Consider the following 25,933-nt stretch of genomic DNA (forward strand, 5'->3'; position numbering starts at 1 on the left):
GCATGGCGGGGGGTGACCGGCCACCCGTCGGATACCGAAAGCCCGCGGCACCGACGAGGTTGGGGATACGTAAACCGGGACATCGTGAGTGTCAGCCCTGCCCGACGGACGGATCGGCCCGGTTTCCCTCGAACTGTGGCCGTGAGTCGGCCAGGAACAGAAGCAGGGAACTCCCATGTCGGTCACCAGCCGAACCCTGCTCGCCAGGGCCGTGGCAGCGGCCCTCGTCGTACTGATCACCGTTCTGGCGACGGCCGTCGGCCACCCCGGCGCCTTCGAGGGCGCCGCGTCCGATCGCGTCACGGTCCCGGAGCGGACCGTGCACGCGGCCCCCGGTAGGGCAGGCGTGTTCACCACCACCAGCAAGGAGAAGATGTCATGAGTGTGTCGCTGTCCAAGGGTGGCAACGTCTCGCTGAGCAAGCAGGCACCGGGTCTCACCGCGGTACAGGTCGGCCTGGGCTGGGACGTGCGCACCACCACAGGTGCCGACTACGACCTGGACGCGAGTGCGCTGCTGTGCGGCGAGAGCGGCAGAGTCGTCTCCAACGCGCACTTCCTCTTCTACAACAACCTCAAGAGCCCGGACGGTTCGGTCGAGCACACCGGTGACAACCTCACCGGTGAAGGCGACGGCGACGACGAGGTCATCAACGTGAACCTCGCTACCGTCCCCACCGACGTGGCGAAGATCGTCTTCCCGGTCTCCATCCACGATGCCGTCGCCCGCTCGCAGAACTTCGGTCAGGTGCGCCACGCCTACATCCGGGTGGTGAACCAGGCCGACGGCGTCGAGATCGCCCGCTACGACCTCAGCGAGGACGCCGCCACCGAGACCGCCATGGTCTTCGGCGAGCGCTACCGAAACGGCACGGAGTGGAAGTTCCGCGCCGTCGGCCAGGGCTACGCCTCCGGCCTCGCGGGGATCGCCCAGGACTTCGGCGTCAGCCTCTGACCCGCAAGTCCCCTCAGGTACCTGTCCTTTCGCCCGCCGCCCCCGCGCGGGGCACCTCTTGCGCGTGCGGGGGCGGCGGGCCCGCCGCATCGGCCCGTCCACCCCGTCCTCCGACTCGACCCACCCCGGGAGCTCTCATGTCCATCACCCTCACCAAGGGCCAAAGAATCACCCTGGCCAAGTCCGACACGACCCCCCTCAGGCGCGTCCGCATGGGCCTGGGCTGGCAGGCGAGGTCGCGCACGGGCTTCCTCGGGAAACTGATGGGACCCGCGGCGATCGACCTCGACGCCTCGGCGGTCCTGTACTCGGGCCGGGAGGTCGCGGAAGTCGTCTACTTCCAGCACCTGGGCAGCATCTTCGGCGCGGTGAAGCACTCCGGCGACAACCGCACCGGCGGCGACCGACCGGGCGACGACGAGGTCATCACGGTCGACTTCACGCGCATGCCGGCGGAGGTGGACCAGATCGTCTTCACCGTGAACTCCTTCACCGGGGCGACCTTCGACGAGGTCGACAACGCCTACTGCCGCCTGGTCGACGAGACCACGGGAGCCGAACTCGCCCGCTACACCCTCTCCGGCGGCGGCTCCCACACTGCCCAGATCATGGCCAAGGTCTGCCGCACGGGCGGAGGGTGGCAGCTGGTCGCCTCGGCGAACCCGCCTCCGGGAAGACCTTCCAGGCACTCCTGCCCGTCATCGACCGTCACCTGTGACGCGCCGGCGTCCGGGCCCGCCGGTCGGCGGGGTGAGCCCGGACAGTCGGCGGGGTTGTCCCCGAAGTCCGCCTGATGGTCTGCCTCCGTATCGCACCGGGAGCCGCCAGCCGATGCCCATGCTGATCAGGTTGAGCGGGCGGCGGTCTGACCCGTTCAGCGGGACCCGCCGGCCCTTGGCCATGAGTACGGGCATGGGGACTCCGTGAGTGGTTGGGTGGCTCGGGAGGGGCGCGAGCTGCCTGGTGGCAGGGGCGCTGTCCTCAGCCTCACGAGGCGTGTGGTGCCCACCGCGGCAGGGAGCAGCTCAGGCGTACGACGGTGGGGTCGGAGCCGCCCGCGTCACTGCCACGCCGAGGGAACTTCCTGGCGTGCGCACGGTGTCCTGCCTGGGCTTCCGGACATGCCATCGGCCATCCGGCGATTGTCGGGTGAACCCCCGCCAAGTGGCTGGATTTCCCCCTGTAGCCGTCCCGGACGGCGCCGCCTGACTCGCTGTACACCAGAGTCCTGAGGGCGATGACAATTGAGGGCCACCGCAAACGGATGGGCATCATGACCATGGCCGCGCTCGTCGCCCCGAGCGTGCGCTTGCTGGAGTCCTTCCCGGCGGCGGTGCGTGAGTCAATGAGCTTCTTCGGTGTTGCCGCTACAGGGTGAGGACGGCTTTGGCGATTGACGTCATGCGGTTTGGGCTGCCTCGGGATCTCCGGTGAGCCGTTCGAGGGCCGCCGCCTCAGGCCTTCGGGCGCGCGGATGGCGAACGCTGATGCCGGCCGACAGAAGGACAGTTGACCCCGCTCGCAGGTTGTGTTCGTGGGTTCTGGTTCTTCGAAATGCAGGACATCGGCGTCAGGCGCATGCTGAGAGAGGAAAAACTCTGACGCCGGTTGCTGGGCAGTGAAGCACCCTGACCCATCGCAAATGGAATGGCAGTCGGGCAGGTGGCACGGGTACCTGCATTAATTCACCCTTCATGGATGCGTCACATGTGCAGGGAAGGGGTAGTGTCATGCGTCGCCCTGTATGCAGCGTCTTCCTGGCGGCTGCGGCCGCTTGTGTGTTTGGCGGCACGGCCGTATGGAGTGCCCCGATCGCATCGTCAGATGCGGGCAACTCGAAGACGAGTGTGTCGACTCAGGTCGATCCCGAAATGGTCGACGACACCACTACCGCCATCAAAGCTGTTGATGGATTCTGGCAGTCGCACTGGTCGGAGTACTTCACCGGCTCCTATGATTCGCCTCAGATTCACGACAGCATGGGGTTGGGGTATTACGATGTGTCGAGTTCTGACGCCCCTGTGTGCAACGGCGAGGCGCCGCAGAAATACAACGCCTTCTACTGTGCGCAGGGCGACTATCTCGCGTGGAGTGTCGATTTCATGGACGTGGGATTCAATTGGGTAGGTGATTCATGGGTGTACGTCATAGTGGCCCATGAATGGGGACACGCCGTCCAGGCCAGGTTGAATGCCGAACTCCAGTCCGTGGGCAGCGAGTTGCAGGCCGACTGCCTTGCGGGTGCGGAACTGATGGGTGCCACGAGAGATGGTGCCATTCAGTGGGAGCAAGGTGACACCCAGGAAATCATCAGCGCCTTTCAGAAACTGGGCGATGCCACGCCATGGACCAATCCTTCGGACCACGGCGATGTCGCACAGCGGGAAAGCGCCTTCACCAAGGGGCTGCAGGATGGAGTGACACCCTGTCTCCCGCAGCACACAGCCGGGTGACGGCTGTGCCGATCCCCGCCGAGGGATGAGACCGGCGACGCGCGAGACATCCTGAGCTGAACGGCGTCCGTTCTGCCCGGAAAATGCTTGGACTCCGTGGGGTCCGGCGCGGGACACTCCCATTCCCTGGCCTGCGCGTACTCGCGCGATGACGTCGCCGTGAGCCGAGCGAGGGCGCTCACTCGACCGACCTCTTCCGCCGAAGCACGCGTGGGCCGCCGGACGACCACACGGGATCGGGATGGGATTACCTGAATCGCGCGAGGATGCGCCGCGCAGGGGCGCGGTACTCCTCGCACTGCGTTATTACGGACGGGAGTTGGCCCGGCTCCGGCAGATGGCGCTGCCCGCCATGCTGCTGCCGGCCCTGGGCAACATCGGCCTCAACTACATCGCGCCGCTGGTCGTCGCGAAGCTCGTCGGCCGGATCGCCGACGACTCCGGAATCGGTATCGGCTCCACGCTGCCCTACGTCCTCGGCTTCGCCGGCGTCCTGCTGCTGTCGGAGGGGGTGTGGCGCATCGGCCTGCACTGTCTGAACCGCCTCGACGCCCTCGGCATCGAGCACCTCTACGTGATCGGCATGGACGAACTGTTCGCCAAGGACGCCGCCTTCTTCCACGACAACTTCGCCGGGGCACTGACCAAGCGGGTGCTGAGTTTCGCCTCCCGCTTCGAGGAGTTCGCCGACACCCTGACCTTCAACATCGTGGGCAGCCTGGTGCCGCTGGCGTTCGGCTCGGTGGTGCTGTGGCGCTACGAACCGCTGCTCGTCGTCGGGCTGTTGGTGATGATCGGGCTGACAGCGCTGTGCGTCGCACCGCTCATCCGGCGCCGCCAGGCACTCGTCGACCAGCGAGAGGAGGCCATCGCCCGGGTGTCGGGCCATGTGGCCGACAGCCTCATGAACATGGACACGGTCCGGGCGTTCGCCGCCGAACACCGCGAGGCCGCCGAACACCGTACCCGCGTCGCCAACTCACGCCGCCTCATGCTGAGGGCGTGGGACTACGGCAACCTGCGCATCGACACGCTCGTCGCACCGATGTCCGTCCTGACCAACGTGCTCGGCCTGCTGCTCGCGGTCGCGCTGGGCGGCGGCGAGCACGGCGTCGAGGCCGTCATGGTCGCGTTCACCTACTACACCAACGCGACGAAGATCATGTTCGACTTCAACCAGATCTACCGCCGTCTGGAGCGTTCGATGACGGAGGCCGCACAGTTCACCGAGCTGCTCCTGGTCCGGCCGACCGTGCTCGACCCGGCATCCCCGGAGCCGCTGCTTCCGGTGCCCGCCGACGTCCAATTCGAGCAGGTCACCTTCGCCCACGGGGGCGGAGATCCGCTCTTCGAGAGCCTCGACCTCGCCGTCCGCAGCGGGACGAAGATCGGTCTCGTCGGCCGGTCCGGCGGGGGCAAGACCACGCTGACGCGGCTGCTGCTGCGCATGACGGACATCGACGGAGGCCGGATCCTGATCGGCGGACAGGACATCAGCAGGATGCGCCAGGCCGACCTGCGCGGGCTGATCGCCTATGTGCCGCAGGATCCGGCGATGTTCCACCGCACGCTGCGGGACAACATCGCCTTCGCCCGCCCGGACGCCACGGACGCCGAGATCCGCCGGGCGGCCGAGGCGGCGCACGTCACGGAGTTCGCCGACGCGCTGCCGGACGGCTTCCACACCATGGTGGGCGAGCGCGGCGTCAAGCTCTCCGGCGGCCAGCGCCAACGGGTCGCCCTCGCCCGGGCCATTCTGCGCGACGCGCCGATCCTGCTGCTCGACGAGGCGACCAGCGCCCTGGACTCCGAGAGCGAGGTTCTCGTCCAGGAGGCGCTGTGGCGGCTCATGGAGGGGCGCACAGCGCTCGTGGTGGCGCACCGGCTGAGCACGGTCGCCGGCATGGACCGGCTCATCGTCCTCGACCGCGGACGGATCGTCGAGCAGGGCACGCACCAGGAGCTGCTCGCGACGGACGGCGCCTACGCGAAGCTGTGGCAGCACCAGTCCGGTGGCTTCCTCACGGACGGTTCCGCCGACGAGAGTCCCATCCCCGACAGTCCCGTCACCGACAGCCCCGCCGGCGCCGACCTGCTCTGAACCGAACCGGAGGCCCCGGCGCCAACTGACGTCCCAGTCCGCACGATTGATGATCGCCCTGCCCTTGAGGACTCGTCCGGGTCGTGCGGAACCCGGACAGGCTCCGACCGTGGACGGCGGGTTGGTCCCCGCCGTCCACGCGGTGCGCCGGCGTCGTCCGCCGCCGTCGAGGTCGGCGCGCCGGCGCAGCACCCGCAGCTCGTGGCCGACGAGCCGCATCTCGTACAGCCTGGACGGCTCGTTGGACGTGTAGAGGCAGTACGTACGGGTCCTGTCGTCGGCGACGACGACGAAGGGATCGTGCAGCGGCATGCCGGGAAGCCGCACCAGCTCGGTGTCAGCCACCGTCGAAGAATACGGTCACGCCATACCGGCCGAACCCGGGGTGCCCTTCCCGGCGATCTCGGTGAATCGGTCGAGCAGCGCGTCCAGCCCCACGGTCAGGCCCTCGGGTCCGCCGGGCTCGGCGAGGGTGGGGGCGGCTGCCCGGAGCCCCGGCAGTTCCTGGGGCGGCATGCGGTGCAGGCCGAGGCGGAACGCCGGCTCCTGCTCGTCGGGGTTGTCCACCACGGGCCGCAGCTCCACGGACACATAGCCGAGCAGCCACGCGGTGAAGGCGCGGAAGACGGCCGCCGTGCCGGTGTCGTCGAGCCCGGCCTCCCGGAGCAGGGCGAGCACCCTCTCGTGGTCCTTCAGCACGGCAAGCGGGCGACGCGCGAGCGGCACGGCCAGCATGCGCGTGGTGAGCAGCGGGACCGCCTGGGGGTGGGCGAGGCAGACGTCGTATGTGGCGCGGGCGATCCGGTGGAGTCCGGCCCGCCAGGCGGTCGCGGCGTCGGCCCGGCCCGCTTCGGGTTCGGCCGTCAGATGCTCCTCCAACTCCAGGTACAGCGCTTCGACCAGACCGTCGAGAAGAGCGTCCTTGCTCGCCGCGTACCGGTAGAGCGCCATCGCCTCGACTCCGAGTTCCGCGCCCAGCCGGCGCATGCTCAGCGCGGAGAGGCCTTCGCGGTCCACCAGTGCCAGGGCGGCGGCCAGGACGCGCTCACGGTTGAGCCTGCCGTAGCGGCCGCGGTCGCTGGCGCGACGCCTGGGGGTGGGATCTGAGTCGGTCGCCATTCCGCGTCTCCTCGTGCTGTGACCGTAGGGCCCCTGCGTGGACTACGGCATCCGCATACGACGTAAACACGCTACTCGGATGTAGGGGAAGTCCCTGGCCTTGACTGCATGTCGCTTTCGCCCTAGTCTGTACGTGTACATCGTAAATATACGTAGACAGCTGCCGTAATCCTCTGGTCGGCGCTGGTCTGCCGTCCGATGGTCCGCGGCAGGCCGGCGCCGCGATCCTGCGGTTCCCACGCAGGAAGACCTCATCGAGGAGGGCCAAATGAACCGTCCGCTGCGCATCACGGTGGTCACCACTGCCGGAATCCTCGGCGGTGCGGAACTCTGGCTGCTGGCGCTCCTCGACGCCACAGACCGGCTGGACGTGGACGCGGTGATGCTGGGCGAAGGGCCGCTGGGCGAGCAGTTTCGCCGCCGGGGCATCCCCTGCGTCACGCACCGGACGGGCCGGACCGGAGCGGCGGTCGCGGCCTCCGCGGCATGGTTCGCGCGCCGCTTGCGGGCCGACTCCCCGGACGTGGTCCTCGCCAACGGGATCAAGGCGGCGTGCGTGTGCGGCCCGGCCACGTGGCTCACCGGAGTGCGCTGCGTGTGGGCCAAGCACGACTACACCCACCCCCGTCTGATGAAGCTCCTGGCCGCGCTCATCGACGACTGCATGGCGACGGCGGACGGACTGGTCGCCGCCTCGCGGCATCCCCGAGCCGTCCTCGTACCGTTCCCCGCTCCGGAGGGCACCGCGTTGCCCCGCGAGGCTGCCCGCGAGAATCTGGTACGCCAGGGCGTGCGGCTCAACGGCCACGACGACCCGCTGTTGCTCACCCTCAGCCGGATCGTCGCCAACAAGGGCGTTGACGACGCGATCGAGGCCTTGGCCAAGCCGGGGGGCGAGCGATGGCGGCTGGTCGCGGTCGGCGGCGACGACCCGGCCGAACCGGGCGAGCGCAGCCGGCTCTCGCAGCTGGCCGCCGGCCTGGGAGTGGCCGACCGCGTCGACTTCACGGGCTGGATCGAGGACGCCTGGCGGAGCATCCCCGGCGCCGACGCGGTCGCGGTACTGACCAAGCCCACCCCGGCCATGCCCCATCCGGAGGGGTTCGGCGCCGTCGCACTGGAGGCGATGCGTTCCGGGATCCCGGTGATCGCCACGCCCGGCCCCGTCGCCGACCGGGTCGCGCAGCCGGGTGCGGCACCCGCAGGGGTCGCCGTGCCGCCCAGCGACCCCACCCAAGTGGGCCTGGCGCTGCGGCGCTTGGCGGACCGCGACACCCGCCTCGCCATGGGCGCGGTGGGGCAGCGGCTGACCGCTTCCCATCCGGGCCCGGCCGAGTGCGCCGGACGGCTGGCACAGATCCTGTCCGAGGCCGCGCGGCTGCCCGGTGCGGGGCTCACCGGGACCGCGCCCGTCTCCGTGGTGACCACCGTGCTCAACGAGGCCGCCGCGATCGACCGGCTGCTCGGCCTGCTGGCTCCTCAACTGGCCGAGGACGGCGACGAGATCGTCGTCGTCGACGGCGGCTCGAGCGACGACACGACCGAGCGGGTCGAGGCATGGACGGCGAAGGACGCCCGGATCCGCCTGCTCCGGCTCCCCGGCGCGGGCATATCGGCCGGCCGCAACGCCGGCGTGAACGCGGCGCTCAATTCGCTGATCGCCTGCACCGACGCGGGCTGCTACCCCGATCCGGACTGGCTGGACCGGCTGCGGGCCGCGGCGGCGGAGCCCGTCCCGGCCGACCTCATCACCGGCGTCTACCGGGCGGACGGCCATGGAGCAGCCGCGCGGGCGATGTCGGCGGTGAGCTATCCAGTGCCCGAGGAGGCCCGTCATCCCGGACCCTGGACCCGCGTGTACTGTCGGCTCTTCGGCCGGGGACTCGACGCGACCATGCCCACCGGGCGTTCGATGGCCTTCTCCCGCGCCGCCTGGCAGGACGCCGGGGGTTTCCCCGAACACCTGCGGACCGCGGAGGACGTGCTCTTCGGCCGCGCCGTGTTCGCGGCCGGCCGCCGGGCGATCCTGGCCACCTCCGCCGAGGTGAGCTGGGAGCAGCGGCCGACGCTGCGTCAGACAGTGGCGATGTACTACCGATACGGCGAGGGCGACGGCCGCTCGGCGGACCCGCGCCTGTGGGGACGGGACACGGTCCGGGCGTTCGCCTACGCCGGCGCCCTTGCCTCGGTGGTGACGGGCCGGCACGCCCGGTCCGTGGCCACCACCGCGTTCGCGGCCTATGTGTCGCTGCCGCTCATCCGGGCCGTCCGCCGACGCGACTGGACGGCGCTGCCCCTCATCCCCTTCGCCGCGGCCGTGCGCGACCTCGCCAAGGCGGCGGGGGCCGGGCGTGGGCTGGCCGGTCGGGTGAGAGCGGGCTGCGCCCCTGCCGACGATCGGGATCCGGGAGGCACACGGTGAGTCACGTCGGCACGGCCAGGCGAGCGCTCGTGCTGATGTACCACGGCGTCGGCAGCCGGCCCGCCCGCCAGGACCCCTTCTGCTTGTTCGTTCCGCCGGACACGCTGCACCGACAGCTGCGAGGGCTCCTCGACCGAGGGTGGACACCCCTGACGCTCGGCCGGTACCTGCGCGGTGCCTTCCCCCGGCGCAGCGTGCTGGTGACCTTCGACGACGGCTATCAGGCCCTGCTGGACGAGGGGCTGCCGGTCCTGCGCAGGCTGGGGTTCCCGGCCACCGCCTTCGTGCTCAGCGGCGTACTCGGGGGCACCTCCACCTGGATGGCCGAGATGCCGGACGAGCCCCTGCTCGACGCCGACGGAGTGCGCGCGCTGGCCGATGCGGGGCTGGACGTCGAATGCCACGGATGGGATCACAGAGACCTGGCGAACGCCGACCGCGCGACCCTCGCCCGCAACCTGTCGGATGCCGCGGCGGCGCTGGCCGACATCACCGGCAGACGCGCCCGCGCCTTCGCCTACCCCTACGGAACGCACGACGCTGCCGCCCGCAGCGCGGTGGCCGAAGCCGGCTTCGAGATCGCGTTCAGCGTGCACGAGGGTGCCGGGCGCTACGCCGTCCCGCGCGTCGACATCAACGCCACCGAGGTCGCCGCGACCTTCCGCGTGAAGACCTGGCGAGGCTACCCCGCCGTCCGCCGGATGTCCCGGGCGGTGCCGTCGCTGCGCCCGGCCCTGCACTCGCTGATCGGCTGCGCCCAGCGGCCGTGATCAAGTTCATGCATGCCGGGCGTCGATCCTCGCACGGTCCTGCCCTGGAGTGCCCGCGGCCCAGACATGCCGGGCGTCGTCGTACACGGTGTACATGCGCCCGACGACCTGCCGCACGTCGTGGTGGCGGCGGACATGTGCCCGGGCCTCCTCGCCGAGTGCACGGCTGGTCGTCGGATCGGCCAGCAGGCGTGCCACCGCGACTGCGAGCGCACCGGGTTCCTCCAACGGCACGACCGCGTACGGCACATGACGGGGCGGGAGGAATTCCCGCGCTCCCGGCACATCGGTGACGACGACGGGGCGGGAGCAGGCCATGGCCTCCAGCGGGGCGAGCGCCATCCCCGCTTCCCAGCGAGAGGCCAGCACCACGACATCAGCCGCGAGATACCAGTCGCGGGGGTCGGCGACGGCTCCGGTGAAGCGGACGGTCGACGATGCCCGCGCCGCCAGGACCGTACGGTCCGGCCCGCCTCCGACGAGTACCAGTCGCGCCCGCGGAGTCACGGCCTCGACCTCGACCCAGGCGTCGAGCAGCACGTCCTGCCCCTTCTGACGGCAAAGACGCGCCACACACACGGCCAGTGGCCCGGCGCGGGGGATGCCGAGCCGGTGCCGCGCGGTCCTGTGCGCGGAGGGTTCCGGCGGGTCGAGCCACTCGAGGTCGACCCCATTGCGTACGACGGTGTACCGGCACCGGATGCCGGCGGCCACCCCGTGGGCGCGCTCGCCCTCGCTGACGCACACCACTTGGTGCGCCCAGCGCGCTCCCGCCCTCTCCCACTGCACAGTGGCCGTCCGCAGGGCGGCGGGCACGGCGTCGAAGGACCAGGCATGCGGCTGGTAGACGGTGGGGAGGCGCCCGCGTATCGCCATGCGGCCCGCGAGACCTGCTTTCGCGCTGTGCAGATGCACCACGTCCGGACGCACCATGCCCACGATGTGCCCCACTCCGGCCACTTCGCGCCAGAGCGCCGGGCCGGGGGAGCGTACGGCGTCCCACTGCACCACTCGGGCCCCGCACTGTCCGGCCGTCCGGGGCAGTGTGCCGGCCATGGGACATGCCACGACCACCCGGTCACCGCGCGCGCACTGCCCGGCGGCCAGGTCCGTGACCACTCGGGCGACGCCGGCCTCGCTCGACTGCGCAATGTGCAGAATGGTCCGCCTCACGGCGCCACGCCCTTCTGTGCCAATACCCGCAGCGGTCTTGTGACCCGCCGTGCCACGGTGCCGCTGAAGCGGACCGCCTCGGCGACGGCGGGCACGGGATCGTCCCGGCTCAGCCAGGCCCGCTCTAGGTTGTGCCGGGGCAGGGCCGCCGGAAGTCGGCGGTCGCGCCAAGCGGTCACCGTGGCCGACACCGCGTCCAGATTGCCCACGATGAAGCCCCGGCCGTGGATCTGCGCCTCGTCCGGAAAGCGGTGGCCGGTCAGGTCCAGATAGAGCGCCCGGACAACGTCCAGTCCCCGCGCGGTGCTGAAGAGCCGGAACTGCTGTCCGAAGCGAGGGTTGAAGTCCACCAGCTTGTAGCGGCTGTCGCGCCGGTCGAACCGCCAGTCGAGGTCGGCGATCCCGCAGTAGCCGATCGCACGGCACAGTTCGCCGGCGAGAGTCGAGAGGGCGGCGTTGGGCCGGGCCCAGGCTCTGGTGGTGAGGCCCGTCCTGGGGGGCCAGGAGCGGAACTTGTGGCCGGTGAAGACGAGTCGGGGGATGCCGCCTGCGCTGCAGTACAGGTGGGTGAACCATTCCTCCGCGATCTCGAGGGGGATGTACTCCTGCACGATGACGGAGGGGGACTCGGTCGCCCCGCATCTGGCGAGCAACTCGTCCTCGTCGTGCACGACGGTGGTGTGGCCCATGGCGGAGCCGTTGAGCTTGGTGAACGCCTCCCGGTCTTTCAGGACTACCGGGAAGCCCCACTCACGACTGACCGAGACCAACTCGGTCCGGTCGGCCGGGGATCGGGTCCGGGGAGTCGGCACCCCGTGCTCCTGGCAGATCTGGTGCAGTCCCTCCTTGCTGGCCAGCCTGCGGGGGAGCGTGGGCGGCACGGGAGGCAGTACGAACCATTCGGCCAGGCGATCGGCGTTCTCCCCCAGCAGCACGGCGGCCTCGTCACCCTCCGCGACGGCGACCGTGGGGCGCCCGATCTGTCGGCCGATCTGCAGGAGTGCCGCGACGAGTTCCTCCGGATCCTCCGCACCGGTCGTCGGGTGGACGAAGCGGCCGGCGAGATGGCGGGAGAGGGCGGTCGGGGTGAAGCGGTCCTCGACCATGGCGTACGTGGGGACGCCTGTGCGACCCAGGGTGCGTACGACCGCCAGCCCGCCGTGGAGCTGGGGGAAGCGCCCCAACTTGACGAGCAGTGCCGGTACTTGGTCGCTCATGGGGGCTCCTGTCAGCAGGCGCCGGTTCGGCGCACCACTGCGGAAGGGGTCCGCAGCAGGATGGACAGGTCCAGGGCGGGCGACCAGTTCTCGACGTAGCTCACGTCGAGCCGGTCGCGCTCCTCGGTCGGCAGGCAGGAGCGGCCACTGACCTGCCACAGCCCGCTCATTCCCGGCTTCACCAGAAGGCGGTGACTGCCGTCCTCGCTCAGGGCGGCGACCTCGTCCTTCACCAGTGGCCTCGGACCGACGAGGGACATATGGCCCGCCACCACGTTGAACAGCTGCGGCAGCTCGTCCAGTGAGGACGAGCGCAGGAATGCCCCTGCTCCGGTGATGCGCGGATCGTCAGTGATCTTGAAGTACCGGTCGCTGCCGTAGCGGTTGAGATGGGCGAACTCGGCTTTGCGCCGATCCGCACCACGGTGCATCGTCCGGAACTTCAGAAGCGTGAATTCACGGCTGTCGCGCCCGATTCTGCGCTCCCGGAAGAACGCGGGTCCTGGGCTGTCGAGCCGTACCCAGGCGGCGATGGCCACCATCAGCGGAGCCAGCAGCAGGATGCCGATCAGGGCCAGCAGACGATCGGTCAGCTCTTTGGGGACGCGGGGCAGCGGGGGGAGTCCGGGTGCTCGCAGCTGCAGCAGGGGCACGCCGGCGACCGGACGCAGAACCAGCCTGCGGGCCGTGACATCTGCGAGGACCGGCGCCAGCATCAGGTCGACGCCCACTGCCCACAGCTCCCAGGACAGCCGCCGCAGCCTCTCGGCGCCCAGGTCGGGGCCCGGCAGTGCGATGACCGCGTCACAGCCGGATCGTCGGACCGCGCTGAGCAGGTCGACGCCATCGCCCTCGGGGGCCGCACGGCCGGTGCGGCAGACGCCGACGATCTGAGGCCTGGGGTCGTGCCCTCTGCGCAGTGCCGCGGTCAACTCGACCGCGGACTCGACGGGTCCGAGCACGAGGACACGACAGGGGCTGCGGCCCCGGCCCCCGCCGGTGCGCATCCTCGCCTGCCGGAGTTGGCGAAGCCCGAGCGTCATCCCGGCGGCGAGCGGCACGGCGATCAACGCGTCGTGCAGCAGCTCGTCGCGCGGTGCCCACCACCATGCGGCGCCGGCCACGGCGCAGGCCGCGCAGGCCGCCCGCAGAACCCGGCGGAAGCACTCCGCGTCGGCATCGGGCCCGTACGCCCGCTGTGACGCCAGCAGCAGGAGCCACAGCGGGACGAGCACGGCAGGGACCAACCAGCGGTGGAAGAGCAGATACACACCGCCCGCGGCGGCGGCAGCGGCGACCGTGTCGGCCACGAGCAGGACCGGCACCGAAGAACCGCGTCGGCGACGCCTGCGCGTCCTTCCCGCGCTCTTCGCCGGTCGGGTGCTGGTCGTATCGCTTACGACGACCACGGCTCGCTACCTCACCTCTCGGACCGTCTTGATTGCCCTATCGCGTATGTTTACGATGTATATATACATACGCCCCATATCGGGCAATAGTCAAGAAGTCGTCGATGGGAAGGGCCCGCACGCCATGAAGCCTTCAGCCCACGCCAAAGTCGCCGTCGTCGGAGCGGGCCCCTATGGGCTCGCCGTCGCCGCCCACCTCCAGGCCCGCCGAGTGCCGTACCGGATCTTCGGCGAACCGATGGAGGGCTGGCGCTCGCACATGCCGCGCGAGATGTACCTCAAGTCGTCCCCGTTCTCCTCGTCGATCTCCGCCCCCGAGCCCGGGTACGGGCTCGGCGAATTCCGGGCCCAGGAAGGGCGCCACCCGGGCCGCGAGCGGGAACCGGTGCCGCTGCCCGAATTCGTCCGCTACGGGCTCTGGTTCCAGCAGAACTGCGCCCCTGAGCTGGAGCGGACCGCGGTGCGCCGCATCGACCGCCCCCCGGACGGCCGCTTCCGGGTCGCGCTGGCCTCCGGGGAGGAATTCACCGTTCCCGCTGTCGTCGTCGCCACCGGAGTCAACCCCTTCACGTACGTCCCGCGCGAGTTGACCGGGCTGCAGCGGGAGGACGGCCTTGTCTCCCACACGGCGGATCACACCGACCTGTCGGTGTTCGCGGGCAAGCGAGTGGTCGTGGTGGGAGGCGGGCAGTCCGCCCTGGAGACCGCGGCTCTGCTGCACGAGACGGGAGCGCAGCCCACCGTGGTCGCCCGCACCCGTCCGTCCTTCGGTCCTCCCCCCGAGGCCGACTGGGCCAAGGACCGTTCGCTGCACGCCCGGCTGCTGTGGCCGGAGGCCGTGATGGGTACCGGGTGGCCGCTGGTGGTCTGCAGTCGCGGCCCCGGGGCCATCCGGCACATGCCGGCCCGTATCCGTGCCCACCTGCTGCGCACGGTCCTCGGGCCGTCCGGTGCATGGTGGCTGCGGGAGCGCGTGCAGGGCACCGTCCCGGTGCTGTCCGGCCGCAGCCTCCACTCGGCGGCGCGTCGGAACGGCGGGGTGCTGCTGAAGGTGCGCAATGCGGGCGGAGACGTGGAGACCCTCTACGCCGACCACGTCATCGCGGGAACCGGATACCTGGTCGACATCGACAGGGTGGAGCTGCTGAGCCCCGAGTTGGGACGGGCGGTGCGCAAGTGCGCCGCCGATCCGCCCCAGTTGGCCGGTGCGCCGCAGCTGTCCGCCGACTTCCAGGCATCGGTGCCGGGTCTGTACTTCGCGGGCCTGGCCGCCGCACCCACCTTCGGACCGCTGCTGCGTTTCGTGTGCGGCACGGGATTCACCGCCCGGCGGATCAGCGCCGCACTGGCAGCCGGCAACGGATACCGGTGACCGACCGCCGTGCGGGTGTTCCGGGTTGACTCCGGGCCCGCACGGCGCGAAGATATATGTATACGTCGTAAATATACGACTTGGCCACGGCGGTGATCGGGGATGTGGCTCGACGCACTGCTCCTGGCGTCCCGACTACCGAGTGACTGGCGATCATGAGTGCTCCCGTCGAGGACTACGCCCTCATCAGCGACCTGGAGACCGCGGCCATGGTCGGCAGGGACGGTTCTGTCGACTGGCTCTGTCTGCCCCGCTTCGACTCGCCGGCCTGTCTGGCCGCGCTGCTGGGCACGGAGGACAACGGCTTCTGGCGGGTCGCCCCCGTGGCCCGCGGGCGCTGCACCCAGCGGACCTACCGGCCCGACACACTGGTCCTGGACACCCGGTGGCAGACCCCGACAGGAACCGTACGGGTCACCGACTTCATGCCGCCCCGCGCCCAACTTCCCTGCCTGGTCAGGGTGGTCGAGGGACTCTCCGGCACCGTCTCTCTGCGCAGCGAGCTGCGGCTGCGCTTCCACCAGGGCCGGGTGGTGCCCTGGATCCGGGCCGTCGACCAGTGCACGGTGGCGGTCGCCGGCCCGGACGCCGTCTGGCTGGACGCCGACGGCCCGGTACGAGCGCTCGACCGCGCGGACTCCCTGGTGTACGACTTCACCGTCGCGGCCGGCCGACGCCTGGCACTGACGCTCGTATGGTCGCCGTCCCATCTGCCGGAGTCACCAGCGCCGCTGAGCGTCCCGGCCGAGACGCTGCTGAAGGAGACCGCCGACTTCTGGCGGCGCTGGAGCGCTCAGTGCCGCTACACCGGACCGTGGCGGGACGCCGTGGTGCGCTCCCTGATCACGCTGAAGGCGCTCACCTACGCACCCACGGGCGGCATCGTCGCCGCGCCGACGACGTCGCTGCCCGGATGCATCGGCGGCGAGCGCAACTGGGACCACCGCTACTGCTGGCTGCGCGATTCCACCCTGACCCTGAACTGTCTGCTGCGCAGCAGTTACCGCGACGAGGCGAAGGCCTGGCTGGACTGGCTGGTCCGGGCCATCGCGGGCGACCCCGCCGACCTGCAGACCGTGTACGGCGTCGGCGGACAGCGCCTGCTGCCGGAGACCGAGGCGCCGTGGCTGCCCGGCTTCGAGGGATCGCGGCCCGTCCGGTTCGGCAACTCCGCGATGAACCAGCTCCAGTTGGACGTCTACGGCGAGGTCCTGGACGCCCTCTGTCTGTCGCTGCGGGCCGGGATCCCCATGCCCGCCCATGTGTGGAGCCTGGTGGAGGCGATGATGGGTTATCTGCAGCGCCACTGGCGGGACCCTGACCAGGGGCTGTGGCAGGTGCGTGGGCCGGGACGGCAGTTCGTCCACTCCAAGGTCATGGCTTGGGTGGCCGCCGACCGTGCCCTGCGGATGGGGGAGTTGCTCGGCCGCAACGGCTCCTCGGGGGAGTGGTCCGCGATGCGCGATGAGGTGCATCGCCAGGTGTGCCGGGAGGGATGGGACGCTCGGCAGCGGACGTTCGTGCAGACCTACGGCTCCTCCGCCCTGGACGCCTCGGCCCTGCTGATGCCCCGGCTCGGCTTCCTGCCGGCCTGGGACGAGCGGGTGCGCGGAACCGTCCGCGCCATGCGGAGACTGAGCCACGGCGGCTTCGTACGGCGGTACGCGACGAGCGGCGACGGTGCCCCCGGGGACGGCGTGCCGGGCACCGAAGGCACGTTCGTGGCGTGCTCCTTCTGGTATGCCGACGCCCTCGCCGCGACCGGCCACGCGGCACAGGCCCGGGAGGTCTTCGAGCGGGTGCTCGCCGTCCGCAACGACGTCGGCCTGCTCTCGGAACAGTGGGATCCGGACGTCGGCCGCCAACTGGGCAACGCCCCGGAGGCGTTCAGTCATATCGCCCTGGTGGAGACGGCGTTCGCGCTCAGCGCTTCGGGTTCGGACGGCTCGCGACGCCCGCGTAACCGTCCGGTTTGAGCTGCTCGAACCGCCACGCGTCCCGGCACATGTCCGTCAGGTCCCGGGTGGGCCGCCAGCCCCAGTCAAGCGCCACGGCGCTCGCGTCGACGACGAGTTCGGCCACGTCCCCGGGACGGCGGGGCTCGATGTCGTACGGAATCGTCCTGCCGCTCGCCTCGGAGAACGCGGCGACGACCTCCAGTACCGAAGTGCCCCGGCCTGCACCCAGGTTGTACACGTGCAGGCCCGGTGCGTCGCCGAAGTGGTCGAGCGCGACGCGGTGTGCCTCGACCGCGTCCACGACATGAAGGTAGTCCCGGACCGCGGTGCCGTCGTCCGTGGGGTAGTCCCCGCCGAAGATGCTGAGCCGAGCCTGTCGGCCGATGGCCACCTGGGCGAGATAAGGCATCAGGTCGTCGGGGTTGCCGGGGGGATCCTCGCCGAGCAGCCCGCTGGGGTGTGCGCCGGTCGGGTTGCTGTAGCGCAGACACAGCACGGAGTACTCGGGGTGCAGGCGGCAGACGTCGGCGAGGATCTGCTCGCACAGCCACTTGGAAACCGCGTACGGATTGGTGGGCCGAGCGGGGGTGCGCTCGTCGAGCGGCCCGGGTCCGGCATCGCCGTAGATCGAGCAGCTGGACGAGTAGACGAGCTGGTGCACCTCGTGGTCGTGCATGGTGCGCAGCAGGGCCGTCGTGCCGCCGACATTCGTGTCGTAGTACTCGACGGGTATCCGGGTCGACGGCCCCGTGGCCTTGACGCCGGCACAGTGCATCACGGCGTCCACGGGGTGCCGGTCGAAGACGGCGGACAGGGCCCACCGGTCACGGATGTCCAGCTCGTAGACGGCGCCCACGAAGCGGCCGGCGATGCGTTCCACACGGGGGAGGACATGCGGGGTGCTGTTGGAGTAGTCGTCGACCACAATCACCTCGTAGCCGTGGTCGAGCAGTTCGACGCAGGCGTGGCTGCCGAGGAAACCGGCTCCGCCGGTCACGAGGATCGTCGACGGAGGGCCCGGCGGCGGGCGATCCGCCGGTGTTCGCGCCGCTGGGGACGGCACCACTGAGACCGGCTCGCTCCGTGTCATGGCACCAGGCTCCCGACTGCGACCGCCAGTACGTTTACGTTGTATGTATACGACTTTTACCCCTTTGTGCGTAGGTGTCAAGAGGGAGGGTCGCGCCGAGGACATTCATGCTTGCTCCCGCGTGAACCGGTCGAGCAGGGCGTCCAGCCCGGCGGCCAGGCCGTCCGGTCCGACCCGCTCGGCGAGCGCGGTGGCGGTCTCGCGGAGCGTGGGCGTCTCGTGGGCCGACAAGCGGTGCAGTCCGAGACGGAATGCCGGATCCGGTTCGTCGGGGTCGTCCACCGCGGGGCGCAGCTCCACGGACACATAACCGAGGAGCCAGGCGGTGATCGCCTGGAAGGCGGTGGCGCTGCGGACGTCGTCGAGCCCGGCGTCGCGCAGCAGCCGGAGCACCCTCTCGTGGTCCCGCAGGACGGCGGTCGGCCGCCAGGTCGGCGGGGCCGCCGGCACGCGCGTGGTGAGCAGCGGGACGGCATGCGGGTGGGCGAGGCAGATGTCGTACGTCGTGCGGGCGATTCGGTGGAGTTCGGCGCGCCAGGCGGGCGTGCCGGGTGTCGCGCCCGGGCGGTCCTCGGTGATCAGGCGTTCCTCGAGTTCGCGATACAGGGCATCGACCAGGCCGTCCAGCAGGGCTTCCTTGCTCGAGGCGTACCGGTAGAGCGACATCGCCTCCACGCCGAGCTCGGTGCCGAGGCGGCGCATGCTCAGTGACGGGAGGCCCTCGCGGTCCACCAGGTCAAGCGCGGCGGTCCGTACGCGTTCGTGGCTGAGCCGGCCGGGGCGCCCGCGATCGCCGGCGCGGAGGGCCGGGCCGTCGGCCCTAGAGCCATTCGCCATCCCGGGCCTCCTCCAGCGGCCACCGCCCTGGTGCAGAGCCTTTGCCTTGACGGTATGTACCTTTCACTGTAGGTTGTACGTTTACATCGTAAATATACCAGATGGACGACTCGGGACCTCTGGTCGTCCTGTCGCTTCCCTCCTCCCGCTTGGCCATTCGTGCATATAGGAGCAAAGTGGGCGTATACGACGTAAGTTTACCGGTTTGCAGATGAGCTCCGGCGCAGTCCACACCGTGACCGCATGAACAAGTCGCTCGAGGATGTTCGATGAAATTGAGCGCCCTTATCAGGAAGCCTCGCGGTCCGCTGGTCCTCTTGGCCATTGCGGTCGCTGTCATCCCTTTGATCATCACGCTCGCAGTGGCGCCCCGAGCGACCGTCGGGCGGGCGGCCTCGGGTTTCCCCCTGAGCCCGGGCACGGAAGCGACTCCGCCCGCACCGCCGGTTCCGAGGAAGGAACTGGTGCCGGTGCGCAGCGACGCGGTTCCGGCGACCCCGGTGAAGCGGGGCGACCGGGTCGCGCTGAGGCAGCTGATCATCGCGACCGATGCCCGGGACTACGGCCTGCCGGGATGGCGGGCGATCCTGGACCGGATAGGCACGCCCTACGACATCCTGTTGACGAAGAACGAGCGGTTCGACGCGCACACGCTGGTACGCCCGGACGGCACCGGCAGATACAACGCCATCCTGCTGTCCAACAGCACACTGACCGATGCCGCGGGTGCGAGCACCGTCACGAATGCGGAGTGGGACGTCCTGTGGGCCTACGAACGCACCTACAAGGTGCGGCAGGCCTCCTTGAACGCCGCCGCGGTCGGCTCCCCCTGCCTGCGTCCCGAATCCGAGGGGCCGATAGGCACCGCGCCGGTCGATGTCGGGCTGACCGACAGCGGCCGGAAGATCTTCGACTACCTCGCACCCGGCCTGCGCATCCCGCTGATCAACAGCTACGTGTACCGCTCGACGCCGAAGGCGGGCTGCCGTGCGCAATCACTCCTGACCCTCGGCTCCTCGGTCGTCGGCTCGCTCTCCAGCACGGACGGCCGGGAGGAGCTCGGCGTGGGATTCGCCGTCGGGCCCGATGACGTGGCGGGTGACCTGCTCGGCTTCGGGCTGGTCCGGTGGGCTACGAGGGGCGTCTTCCTCGGCGAGCAGCGACACTGGCTCAACGTCGACATCGACGACTGGTTCCTCACCACGCTGCACGGTACGTCCACAGCGCGCGGCCCGGCCGCGAAGTTCCGCCTGACGGGCCCGGAAGCACTGGTACTCAGCCGGGAGCAGGCCGAGTTCGGGCGCCGGTATTCACTCGCCGCGGGTTTCAAGCTCAACCTTGCCTACAACGGCAGCCTGCTGAACCCGGCCGCACCGGCGATGTGCCATCCCGGGAAGACGCCGGACGGACTGACGAGTTACAGCCGCTGTCTGAAGGACCAATTCCGTTGGATCAGCCACACGTTGACCCATCCCGCGATGAACACGACATCGTACGACCGCAATTACCACGAGATCCAGGACAACCTCACCAGGGCAGCGGCGATCGGTCTCCAGGTGCCCACAACGGTGCTCAAGCCCCCGGAGTACTCAGGGCTCGGTGCATATCCCACCCGAGCGAACTCACCGACCGCGCCGGTCGTCGACCACGGTCTCAAAGCCTCCAACAGGGCACTGCTCCAAGCGGCGAGTGATCTCGGTGTCAAATACCTGCACGGCGACCTGTCCTTCCCCAGCCACAAGCCCGGCTGCTTCAACTGCGGCATCCGCCACCCACTGCAGCCGGACGTCATGGTGGTTCCGGACTGGCCGGTCGACATCGCCTTCGAGGCGACCACGCCCCGAGAGCAGGTGGAGAACTACTACCCCCACTCGAACGGCAAGAAGAACACGGCGAGTTATTACAAGAAGGCCATCGAACACGAGGCCGACCTGGCTCTGGTGCATCTGATGACCGGATCGGTCTACGCTCACACCCTCCACCAGGGCAACGCGCATCAGTACGCGCCCGGCAGGTGTCTCGTCTTCGACTGGTTGCAGGCCCTGCTGGCCAAGTACAGCGCGTACTTCCGGGTTCCGCTGGAAAATCCCGACTGGCTCACCCTCGCGCAGTACGTCGAAGCCCGAACCAGTCATTTCGCCGAGCTCAAGAGCCATGAGGACGCCATATGGAACCGGGTCACGAACGCCATCACATACACCCCGACCGCCCACGGTTCCCTGTTCATCACCGGCGTTGCGACCAGGCCCGCGACCGACTCCGACCAGCACGGTCCGGATGAGGCGGAGCGATACGGCTCCGACACCGTCTCCCGGCTCGGTCTGAGCAAGGGCGACACCGTGACCCTCACTGCGAGGCCGCGATGACCATTCCGGTACGGGTGAATCGAGGCCGGGGCCGCCCCGGGCAGGACGGCGGTCCTCGATATGCGGACCTGGCTCCCGACCGCGCGGGCCGGTCGCTGCGTGTCCTGCTGGTCGCCGAGGGCACCTACCCCTACCACCCCGGCGGGGTGAGTCTGTGGTGCGACCAGATCATCCGGGGCATGCCGCAGAATTCGTTCACCGTCGTGGCGCTCACCGTGGACGGCACGGAACCAAGCGTCTGGCCCACTCCCGACAACCTCACCGAGGTCGTCAACCTGCCGATGTGGGCCCCGCCGAAGCCCTCCTGCGGCCGCCCACCGGAGTCGGTCGTCGAAGCCCACGAGAACTTCCTGCGGATCCTGATGCGTCCTCCCGTGCAGGACCCGGACCACGACCGTCGGCTTGCAGAATCATTCTTGTTCATGGCGCGGGCCCTGTACGACTACGCCCAAGTCGGCGATGTCCGAACGGTGTTCGTCTCCAATGACGCGCTGGACCGGATGGCGCGGGCGTGGCAGGAGGCCAACGGCGACGGTCCGGCCGACGCGGCCGGGCACGGCGGCCCGCTCTCCCTGTACGACGCGTTCACCGCGGCCGACCTCATGGAGCACGCACTGCGCCCGCTCTCCCGCCCCCCGATCGCCGCGGACGTGTGTCACACCGCGATGTGCGGGTCCAGTGTCCTCGTCGGCCTGACCAGCAAATGGGCATACGGCACTCCGATGGTGATGTCCGAACACGGCGTCTATCTCCGGGAGCGGTACATGGAGATGCTCCGCGAACCGCATCCGGACGCAGGCCAGTTGCTCATGCTCCGGTTCTGCCGTGCGATGACGGTGGCGGCCTACCGCGCCGTCGACGTGCTGGCCCCGCATTCCCAGTACAACCGGCGCTGGCAGTTGTACGGCGGAGCCGACCCGGCCCGCATCCGGACCATGTACAACGGCATCGACCCGGCCGACTACCCGGTGGCCGAGGGGGAGCCGGACGTCCCGACGATCGTGTTCGTGGGACGGATCGACCCGCTGAAGGACCTGCACACCCTGATCAGGTCGTTCGCCCTGGTGAGGCGCGAGGTTCCCGAAGCCCGACTGCGTATTTTCGGTCCGGTCCCGAGGGAGAACAAGAACTACCACGCGAGCTGTCTGGCGCTGGTCGAGGAGCTGGGGCTGTCGGGCGCCGCGGTGTTCGAGGGCAGGGTGCCTCGTCAGGTGGACGCCTACCAGGCCGGCCATCTGACCGTGCTGACCAGCGTGTCGGAGGGATTCCCGTACACCGTCGTGGAGTCGATGTCCACGGGACGGCCGCAGGTCTGCACCAGCGTCGGCGGTGTCTCGGAGGCGGTCGGGGATGCGGGGATCCTCGTGCCGCCCGGCGATCAGGCCGCCGTGGCAGAGGCATGCGTGCGGCTGCTCCGTGACCCCGCACTGCGGCGCCGCCTGGGCACCGCCGCGCGGGCGCGGGTGCTGGAGAAGTTCACGCTGGCGCAGTGGAACGACGGCTACCGCCAGATGTACGACGACCTGGTGCCCGACCCGCGTTCCGAAATCCGCCGTACTGCGGACCCGGAGAGGATGGCGATCCCATGAAACGGGTCAACGGGTATGCGAACCCCGGCGGGTCGGGCCGTGCCGACCCGGTCGGGCAGCTGACGGCGACACTGGCGCCGATCCCGCCGGTCGTGGTCGACGAGCTCCACACGGCCACCCTGCTCGAACGCCAGGGGGTGACCGACCAGGATGCCCTTGACACGTACGGCCGCGAGGATGTCTTCGCGCTGGCCGGGGAGGTGTTCCGGCGTCTGCCCGCCCGCACGGCCCCGTCCCCGGGTGAAACGTCCGCGCATCAGCCGCGACGGCTGGTACTGCTGACGCACGGCCTGCTCTACGCGGCACCCGGCGCGGTGTATCCGGCGCTGCTCGTCGCCATCGGTGAGCCCGCGCTGGTGCGCGGAATGCTGATGGCCACCTCCCTGGGCTGGATCTGGGGCATGGGCACGAGTGTTGCCGCCTACCGGCTGCTGGGGCAGGGATACCCGCAGTCGGCTGCGCGGCTGTGGCGTTGGCTGGGCGTCATCGGACTGGGCATGGCGGTGGCGGACGCCACCGTGCTCGCGGCCACCGGCGAAGGGGCAGCAGGGCTGGTCGCATTCGTCGTACTGCAGATGAGTTTCCAGCTCACGTCCGGCGTGCTGGTCTTCTACCGCATGGAGTGGTGCCTTGCGGTGATCGCGTTGCCCCTGTTCGTCGCCGGCGGGACCTACCTCGCTCACGGGTACGACGCCGGCCGTGCGACAGCCGTGCTGATCACGGGCGTCGGCTCATGCGCGCTGTCGGCGGGAGTGGCATGGTGGGCCACTGGACCGGCGAGGCAGCCGCGTGACCGGGCACAGCCGGCCCCCTTTGCCTCCGCGCTGTTCTCCGTGCTGCCCTGCATCGGCTACGCGATGCTGTCCGCAACGTTCCTGCTGTACAACACCGTCCCCTTCGTGACGGCGCCGCTGGACCTCGCCCTCGCGATGGCTCCGCTGGTGCTGGGCATGGGAACCGTGGAATGGCGCACGCACAGGTTCAACCTCGAGGCCGTCGAGCTGGTGCAGCGTGCACGAACGACCACCGATTTCCAGCACCGTGTGTGGCGCCTGCTGCTGCGCGAGATGTTGCTGTGCATCCTGGTTGTGGCATCTCTCGGCAGCCTCTTGCTCGTATCCCTTTCCGTGGCCGGGCATCTCACCCCGCGAGGCGGGCTGCTCCTCGGTGCGTATCTGATGCTCGGCGGAGCCTATTTCATCGGCTTCATCACGGCCAATCATGGCCACTTCCGCTCGATTCTGGAAATCACGGGGACGGTGCTCGTACTGAACATCGCCGCCACGATTTCGCTGTCCCATTATTTCGCACCCTATGGGGAGGTGCCGATCTTCCTGGCGAGCTGTGCCGTTCTGCTCACGCTGCTGCTGTTGGCTCTGCGGCTGAACATCGGAGATGTCCATCACTACAGGTGATCCGGAGCAGACTTCATTTCCAAGGAGGCCATGTCATGCATGTCGTGATCCTCGCAGGGGGCCGTGGGGTGCGCCTCAGGCCCTACACCACCGCACTCCCCAAGCCGCTGATGCCGATCGGGGGCGAGTACGCCATCATCGACATCATCCTGCAGCAGCTCCGGGCCCAGGGTTTTCGGCGGGTGACGCTCGCGGTGGGGCACCTCAGCTCACTGATCCGCGCATTCGTCGGCGACGGAGCACGCTGGGGCGTGACGGCCGACTATGCGGAAGAGGACCAGCCGCTGTCCACCATCGGACCGCTGTTCAATTTCCTCGACCGGCTGCCCGAGCATTTTCTGGTGATGAACGGCGACATTCTCACCGACCTCGATTACGCCTCGCTCCTGAGGGGCCACGAGAGGTCGGGTGCGCCCCTGACCATCGCCAGTTACCAGCGCAAGGTCAAAATCGACTTCGGCACGCTGGAGACGATCGGCGACCGCCTCGTCAGGTTCAGCGAGAAGCCGACGCTGTCCTACGGAGTCAGCATGGGCGTGTACGCCATTTCCGGCAGGACGCTCGCCCGGTATCCGAAGAACACGCCTCTCGGCTTCGACCAGCTGGTGCTCGACCTGTTGGCCTGTGACGAGAAGCCAAGGGTCTACGACTTCCACGGCTACTGGATGGACATCGGTTGCCCGGACGACTACGAGGCAGCCAACCGCAGCTTCCAGGAAAAGCGCTCCACACTGCTGCCGGCCATCCCGGCCGCCGAGGAAGTGGTCGTATGACCGCGACAGTGCTGCTGTTCGGCGCGTCGGGTTTCCTCGGCCGCGCGGCCGCTGAGTTCCTAGCCCACGACGTGCGCGTCGGCGCGCTCATCAGGGCGAGCCGGCAGCAGCGGTCGGACGACTCCGGCTGGGTTCGGCACGACCTGGTCGACGGGCCCGCCGACGAACTCGCCGTGCTGCTGCAGCGGATCGCTCCCGATGTCGTCATCAACTGCGCAGGTCGGCTGTCCGGCGACACCGTCGCATTGATGGAGTCGAACGCTCTGGTCACGGCTCGCCTGTTGGACGTCATGAAGATCGTCGTTCCGGACGCGAGGCTGGTGGTGCTCGGTTCGGCGGCCGAGTACGGCGAAGTCGCCCGCGGCACGCTGGTCGGCGAGGATGAGCCGGGCAGACCTGTGAGCGCGTACGGGGTGACGCGGTTGGCGAGTACCCGGCTGATCGAACTCGCCGCCCGAGAGGGGTCTTTGGACGCTGTGGCGCTGCGGGTGTTCAACCCGGTCGGCCCCGGACTGCCGCCCGAGAACCTGCTCGGCCGCGCAGCGCAGGGCATCCGCACGGCCTTCAGAAACGGAGCGGACGGCGTCACGCTCGGGCCGCTGGACTCCTACCGGGACTTCGTCGACGTACGGGACGTCGCAGCGGCGATCGGTGAGGCAGCGCTGGCGGATCGCCTGCCGCAGCCCGTGTTCAACGTCGGCAGTGGTGTCGCTGTCAAGGCGCGTGACGCGGTTGCGCTGCTTGCCCGCGTCGCGGGGTTCACCGGGCATGTACACGAGTCCGCAGGGGCACCTGCGCGTTCGCGCCAGGTGCAGTGGATCGCCGCCGACGTGAACAGGATCCGCAGTGTGCTCGGCTGGAAGCCCGTCCGCGACCTCGAAGCATCGATCAGGGCGAGCTGGGAAGGCTGAGTCC

20 protein-coding genes and 1 pseudogene are annotated in these 25,933 nt (G+C 69.6%); 15 read left to right on the plus strand and 6 right to left on the minus strand.

Translation table 11 applies throughout. The features are described from left to right. The first annotated feature begins 175 nt into the window (after positions 1–175). The 6 genes and pseudogenes from ACYUED_RS40945 to ACYUED_RS40970 all read left to right on the plus strand — a co-directional run bounded on the left by ACYUED_RS40945 (position 176) and on the right by ACYUED_RS40970 (position 5,508). A complete protein-coding gene (locus tag ACYUED_RS40945) occupies positions 176–382 on the plus strand; it encodes a hypothetical protein (protein ID WP_491289461.1) in 207 nt (68 codons plus the stop codon). Further along, positions 379–954, plus strand: a complete 576-nt coding sequence (locus ACYUED_RS40950; RefSeq protein WP_491289462.1) for a TerD family protein — start codon at positions 379–381, stop codon at positions 952–954. Before ACYUED_RS40945 ends, ACYUED_RS40950 begins: the two co-directional genes overlap by 4 nt. Positions 955–1,091: 137 nt before the next feature. Further along, positions 1,092–1,672: pseudogene (locus ACYUED_RS40955) on the plus strand (TerD family protein). A 519-nt stretch (positions 1,673–2,191) separates the two neighbouring features. Beyond that, positions 2,192–2,332, plus strand: coding sequence for a hypothetical protein (locus ACYUED_RS40960; RefSeq protein ID WP_491289463.1), 141 nt, complete (start codon positions 2,192–2,194; stop codon positions 2,330–2,332). 352 nt (positions 2,333–2,684) lie between these two features. Continuing rightward, on the plus strand, positions 2,685–3,407 hold the full coding sequence (locus tag ACYUED_RS40965; protein WP_491289464.1) for a neutral zinc metallopeptidase: 723 nt from the start codon (positions 2,685–2,687) through the stop codon (positions 3,405–3,407). A 241-nt stretch (positions 3,408–3,648) separates the two neighbouring features. Continuing rightward, positions 3,649–5,508, plus strand: coding sequence for an ABC transporter ATP-binding protein (locus ACYUED_RS40970; RefSeq protein ID WP_491289465.1), 1,860 nt, complete (start codon positions 3,649–3,651; stop codon positions 5,506–5,508). A gap of 360 nt (positions 5,509–5,868) precedes the next feature. On the opposite strand, the gene ACYUED_RS40975 is transcribed toward ACYUED_RS40970, so the two are convergent. After that, positions 5,869–6,627: a TetR/AcrR family transcriptional regulator gene (locus tag ACYUED_RS40975; protein WP_491289466.1), complete on the minus strand. Its 759-nt coding sequence runs from the start codon at positions 6,625–6,627 to the stop codon at positions 5,869–5,871. Between the two features lie 268 nt (positions 6,628–6,895). Between ACYUED_RS40975 and ACYUED_RS40980 the strand changes: the two genes are divergently transcribed. Together ACYUED_RS40980 and ACYUED_RS40985 are read left to right on the plus strand one after the other, a co-directional pair. Then, entirely contained in the window at positions 6,896–9,049 is a 2,154-nt protein-coding gene (locus ACYUED_RS40980) for a glycosyltransferase (RefSeq protein ID WP_491289467.1), read from the plus strand. After that, positions 9,046–9,819, plus strand: a complete 774-nt coding sequence (locus ACYUED_RS40985) for a polysaccharide deacetylase family protein (RefSeq protein WP_491289468.1) — start codon at positions 9,046–9,048, stop codon at positions 9,817–9,819. The genes ACYUED_RS40980 and ACYUED_RS40985 overlap by 4 nt, the downstream gene beginning before the upstream one ends. A gap of 6 nt (positions 9,820–9,825) precedes the next feature. On the opposite strand, the gene ACYUED_RS40990 is transcribed toward ACYUED_RS40985, so the two are convergent. From ACYUED_RS40990 to ACYUED_RS41000, 3 genes are read right to left on the minus strand one after another with little or no spacing between them, the layout of a single operon-like run. Then, on the minus strand, positions 9,826–10,992 hold the full coding sequence (locus tag ACYUED_RS40990) for a glycosyltransferase (protein ID WP_491289469.1): 1,167 nt from the start codon (positions 10,990–10,992) through the stop codon (positions 9,826–9,828). Continuing rightward, positions 10,989–12,209 (minus strand): carboxylate--amine ligase, encoded by a 1,221-nt coding sequence (locus ACYUED_RS40995; RefSeq protein ID WP_491289470.1) that lies wholly within the window; start codon positions 12,207–12,209, stop codon positions 10,989–10,991. The genes ACYUED_RS40990 and ACYUED_RS40995 overlap by 4 nt, the downstream gene beginning before the upstream one ends. 11 nt (positions 12,210–12,220) lie before the next feature. Then, the gene (locus ACYUED_RS41000) at positions 12,221–13,534 is read right to left on the minus strand and encodes an exopolysaccharide biosynthesis polyprenyl glycosylphosphotransferase (protein ID WP_491289471.1); all 1,314 of its coding nucleotides are present in this window, start codon (positions 13,532–13,534) and stop codon (positions 12,221–12,223) included. Between the two features lie 208 nt (positions 13,535–13,742). On the opposite strand from ACYUED_RS41000, the gene ACYUED_RS41005 reads away from it, so the two are divergent. Beyond that, on the plus strand, positions 13,743–14,990 hold the full coding sequence (locus tag ACYUED_RS41005) for an FAD-dependent oxidoreductase (protein WP_491289472.1): 1,248 nt from the start codon (positions 13,743–13,745) through the stop codon (positions 14,988–14,990). 155 nt (positions 14,991–15,145) lie between these two features. Continuing rightward, positions 15,146–16,966: a glycoside hydrolase family 15 protein gene (locus ACYUED_RS41010; RefSeq protein WP_491289473.1), complete on the plus strand. Its 1,821-nt coding sequence runs from the start codon at positions 15,146–15,148 to the stop codon at positions 16,964–16,966. Here ACYUED_RS41010 and galE read toward each other — a convergent pair. Both galE and ACYUED_RS41020 read right to left on the minus strand, forming a co-directional pair. Further along, positions 16,914–17,951 (minus strand): UDP-glucose 4-epimerase GalE, encoded by a 1,038-nt coding sequence (gene galE, locus ACYUED_RS41015; RefSeq protein WP_491294664.1) that lies wholly within the window; start codon positions 17,949–17,951, stop codon positions 16,914–16,916. The two genes, ACYUED_RS41010 and galE, sit on opposite strands and share 53 nt — an antisense overlap. Positions 17,952–18,143: 192 nt before the next feature. After that, a complete protein-coding gene (locus ACYUED_RS41020; protein WP_491289474.1) occupies positions 18,144–18,875 on the minus strand; it encodes a TetR/AcrR family transcriptional regulator in 732 nt (243 codons plus the stop codon). 470 nt (positions 18,876–19,345) lie between these two features. Between ACYUED_RS41020 and ACYUED_RS41025 the strand changes: the two genes are divergently transcribed. From ACYUED_RS41025 to ACYUED_RS41045, 5 genes are all read left to right on the plus strand, one after another. After that, a complete protein-coding gene (locus ACYUED_RS41025) occupies positions 19,346–21,241 on the plus strand; it encodes an Agd3-related carbohydrate-binding protein (protein WP_491289475.1) in 1,896 nt (631 codons plus the stop codon). Positions 21,242–21,255: 14 nt separating this feature from the next. Beyond that, positions 21,256–22,830 (plus strand): GT4 family glycosyltransferase PelF, encoded by a 1,575-nt coding sequence (gene pelF, locus ACYUED_RS41030; RefSeq protein ID WP_491289476.1) that lies wholly within the window; start codon positions 21,256–21,258, stop codon positions 22,828–22,830. A gap of 92 nt (positions 22,831–22,922) precedes the next feature. Continuing rightward, positions 22,923–24,245, plus strand: a complete 1,323-nt coding sequence (locus tag ACYUED_RS41035) for a hypothetical protein (protein ID WP_491289477.1) — start codon at positions 22,923–22,925, stop codon at positions 24,243–24,245. A 35-nt stretch (positions 24,246–24,280) separates the two neighbouring features. Next, positions 24,281–25,018 carry a nucleotidyltransferase family protein gene (locus tag ACYUED_RS41040; RefSeq protein ID WP_491289478.1) on the plus strand — a complete coding sequence of 246 codons (738 nt, stop codon included), beginning with the start codon at positions 24,281–24,283 and terminating at the stop codon, positions 25,016–25,018. Continuing rightward, a complete protein-coding gene (locus ACYUED_RS41045; protein WP_491289479.1) occupies positions 25,015–25,929 on the plus strand; it encodes an NAD-dependent epimerase/dehydratase family protein in 915 nt (304 codons plus the stop codon). The genes ACYUED_RS41040 and ACYUED_RS41045 overlap by 4 nt, the downstream gene beginning before the upstream one ends. Positions 25,930–25,933 lie beyond the last annotated feature (4 nt).

The organism is Streptomyces sp. DF42 (assembly GCF_058267695.1).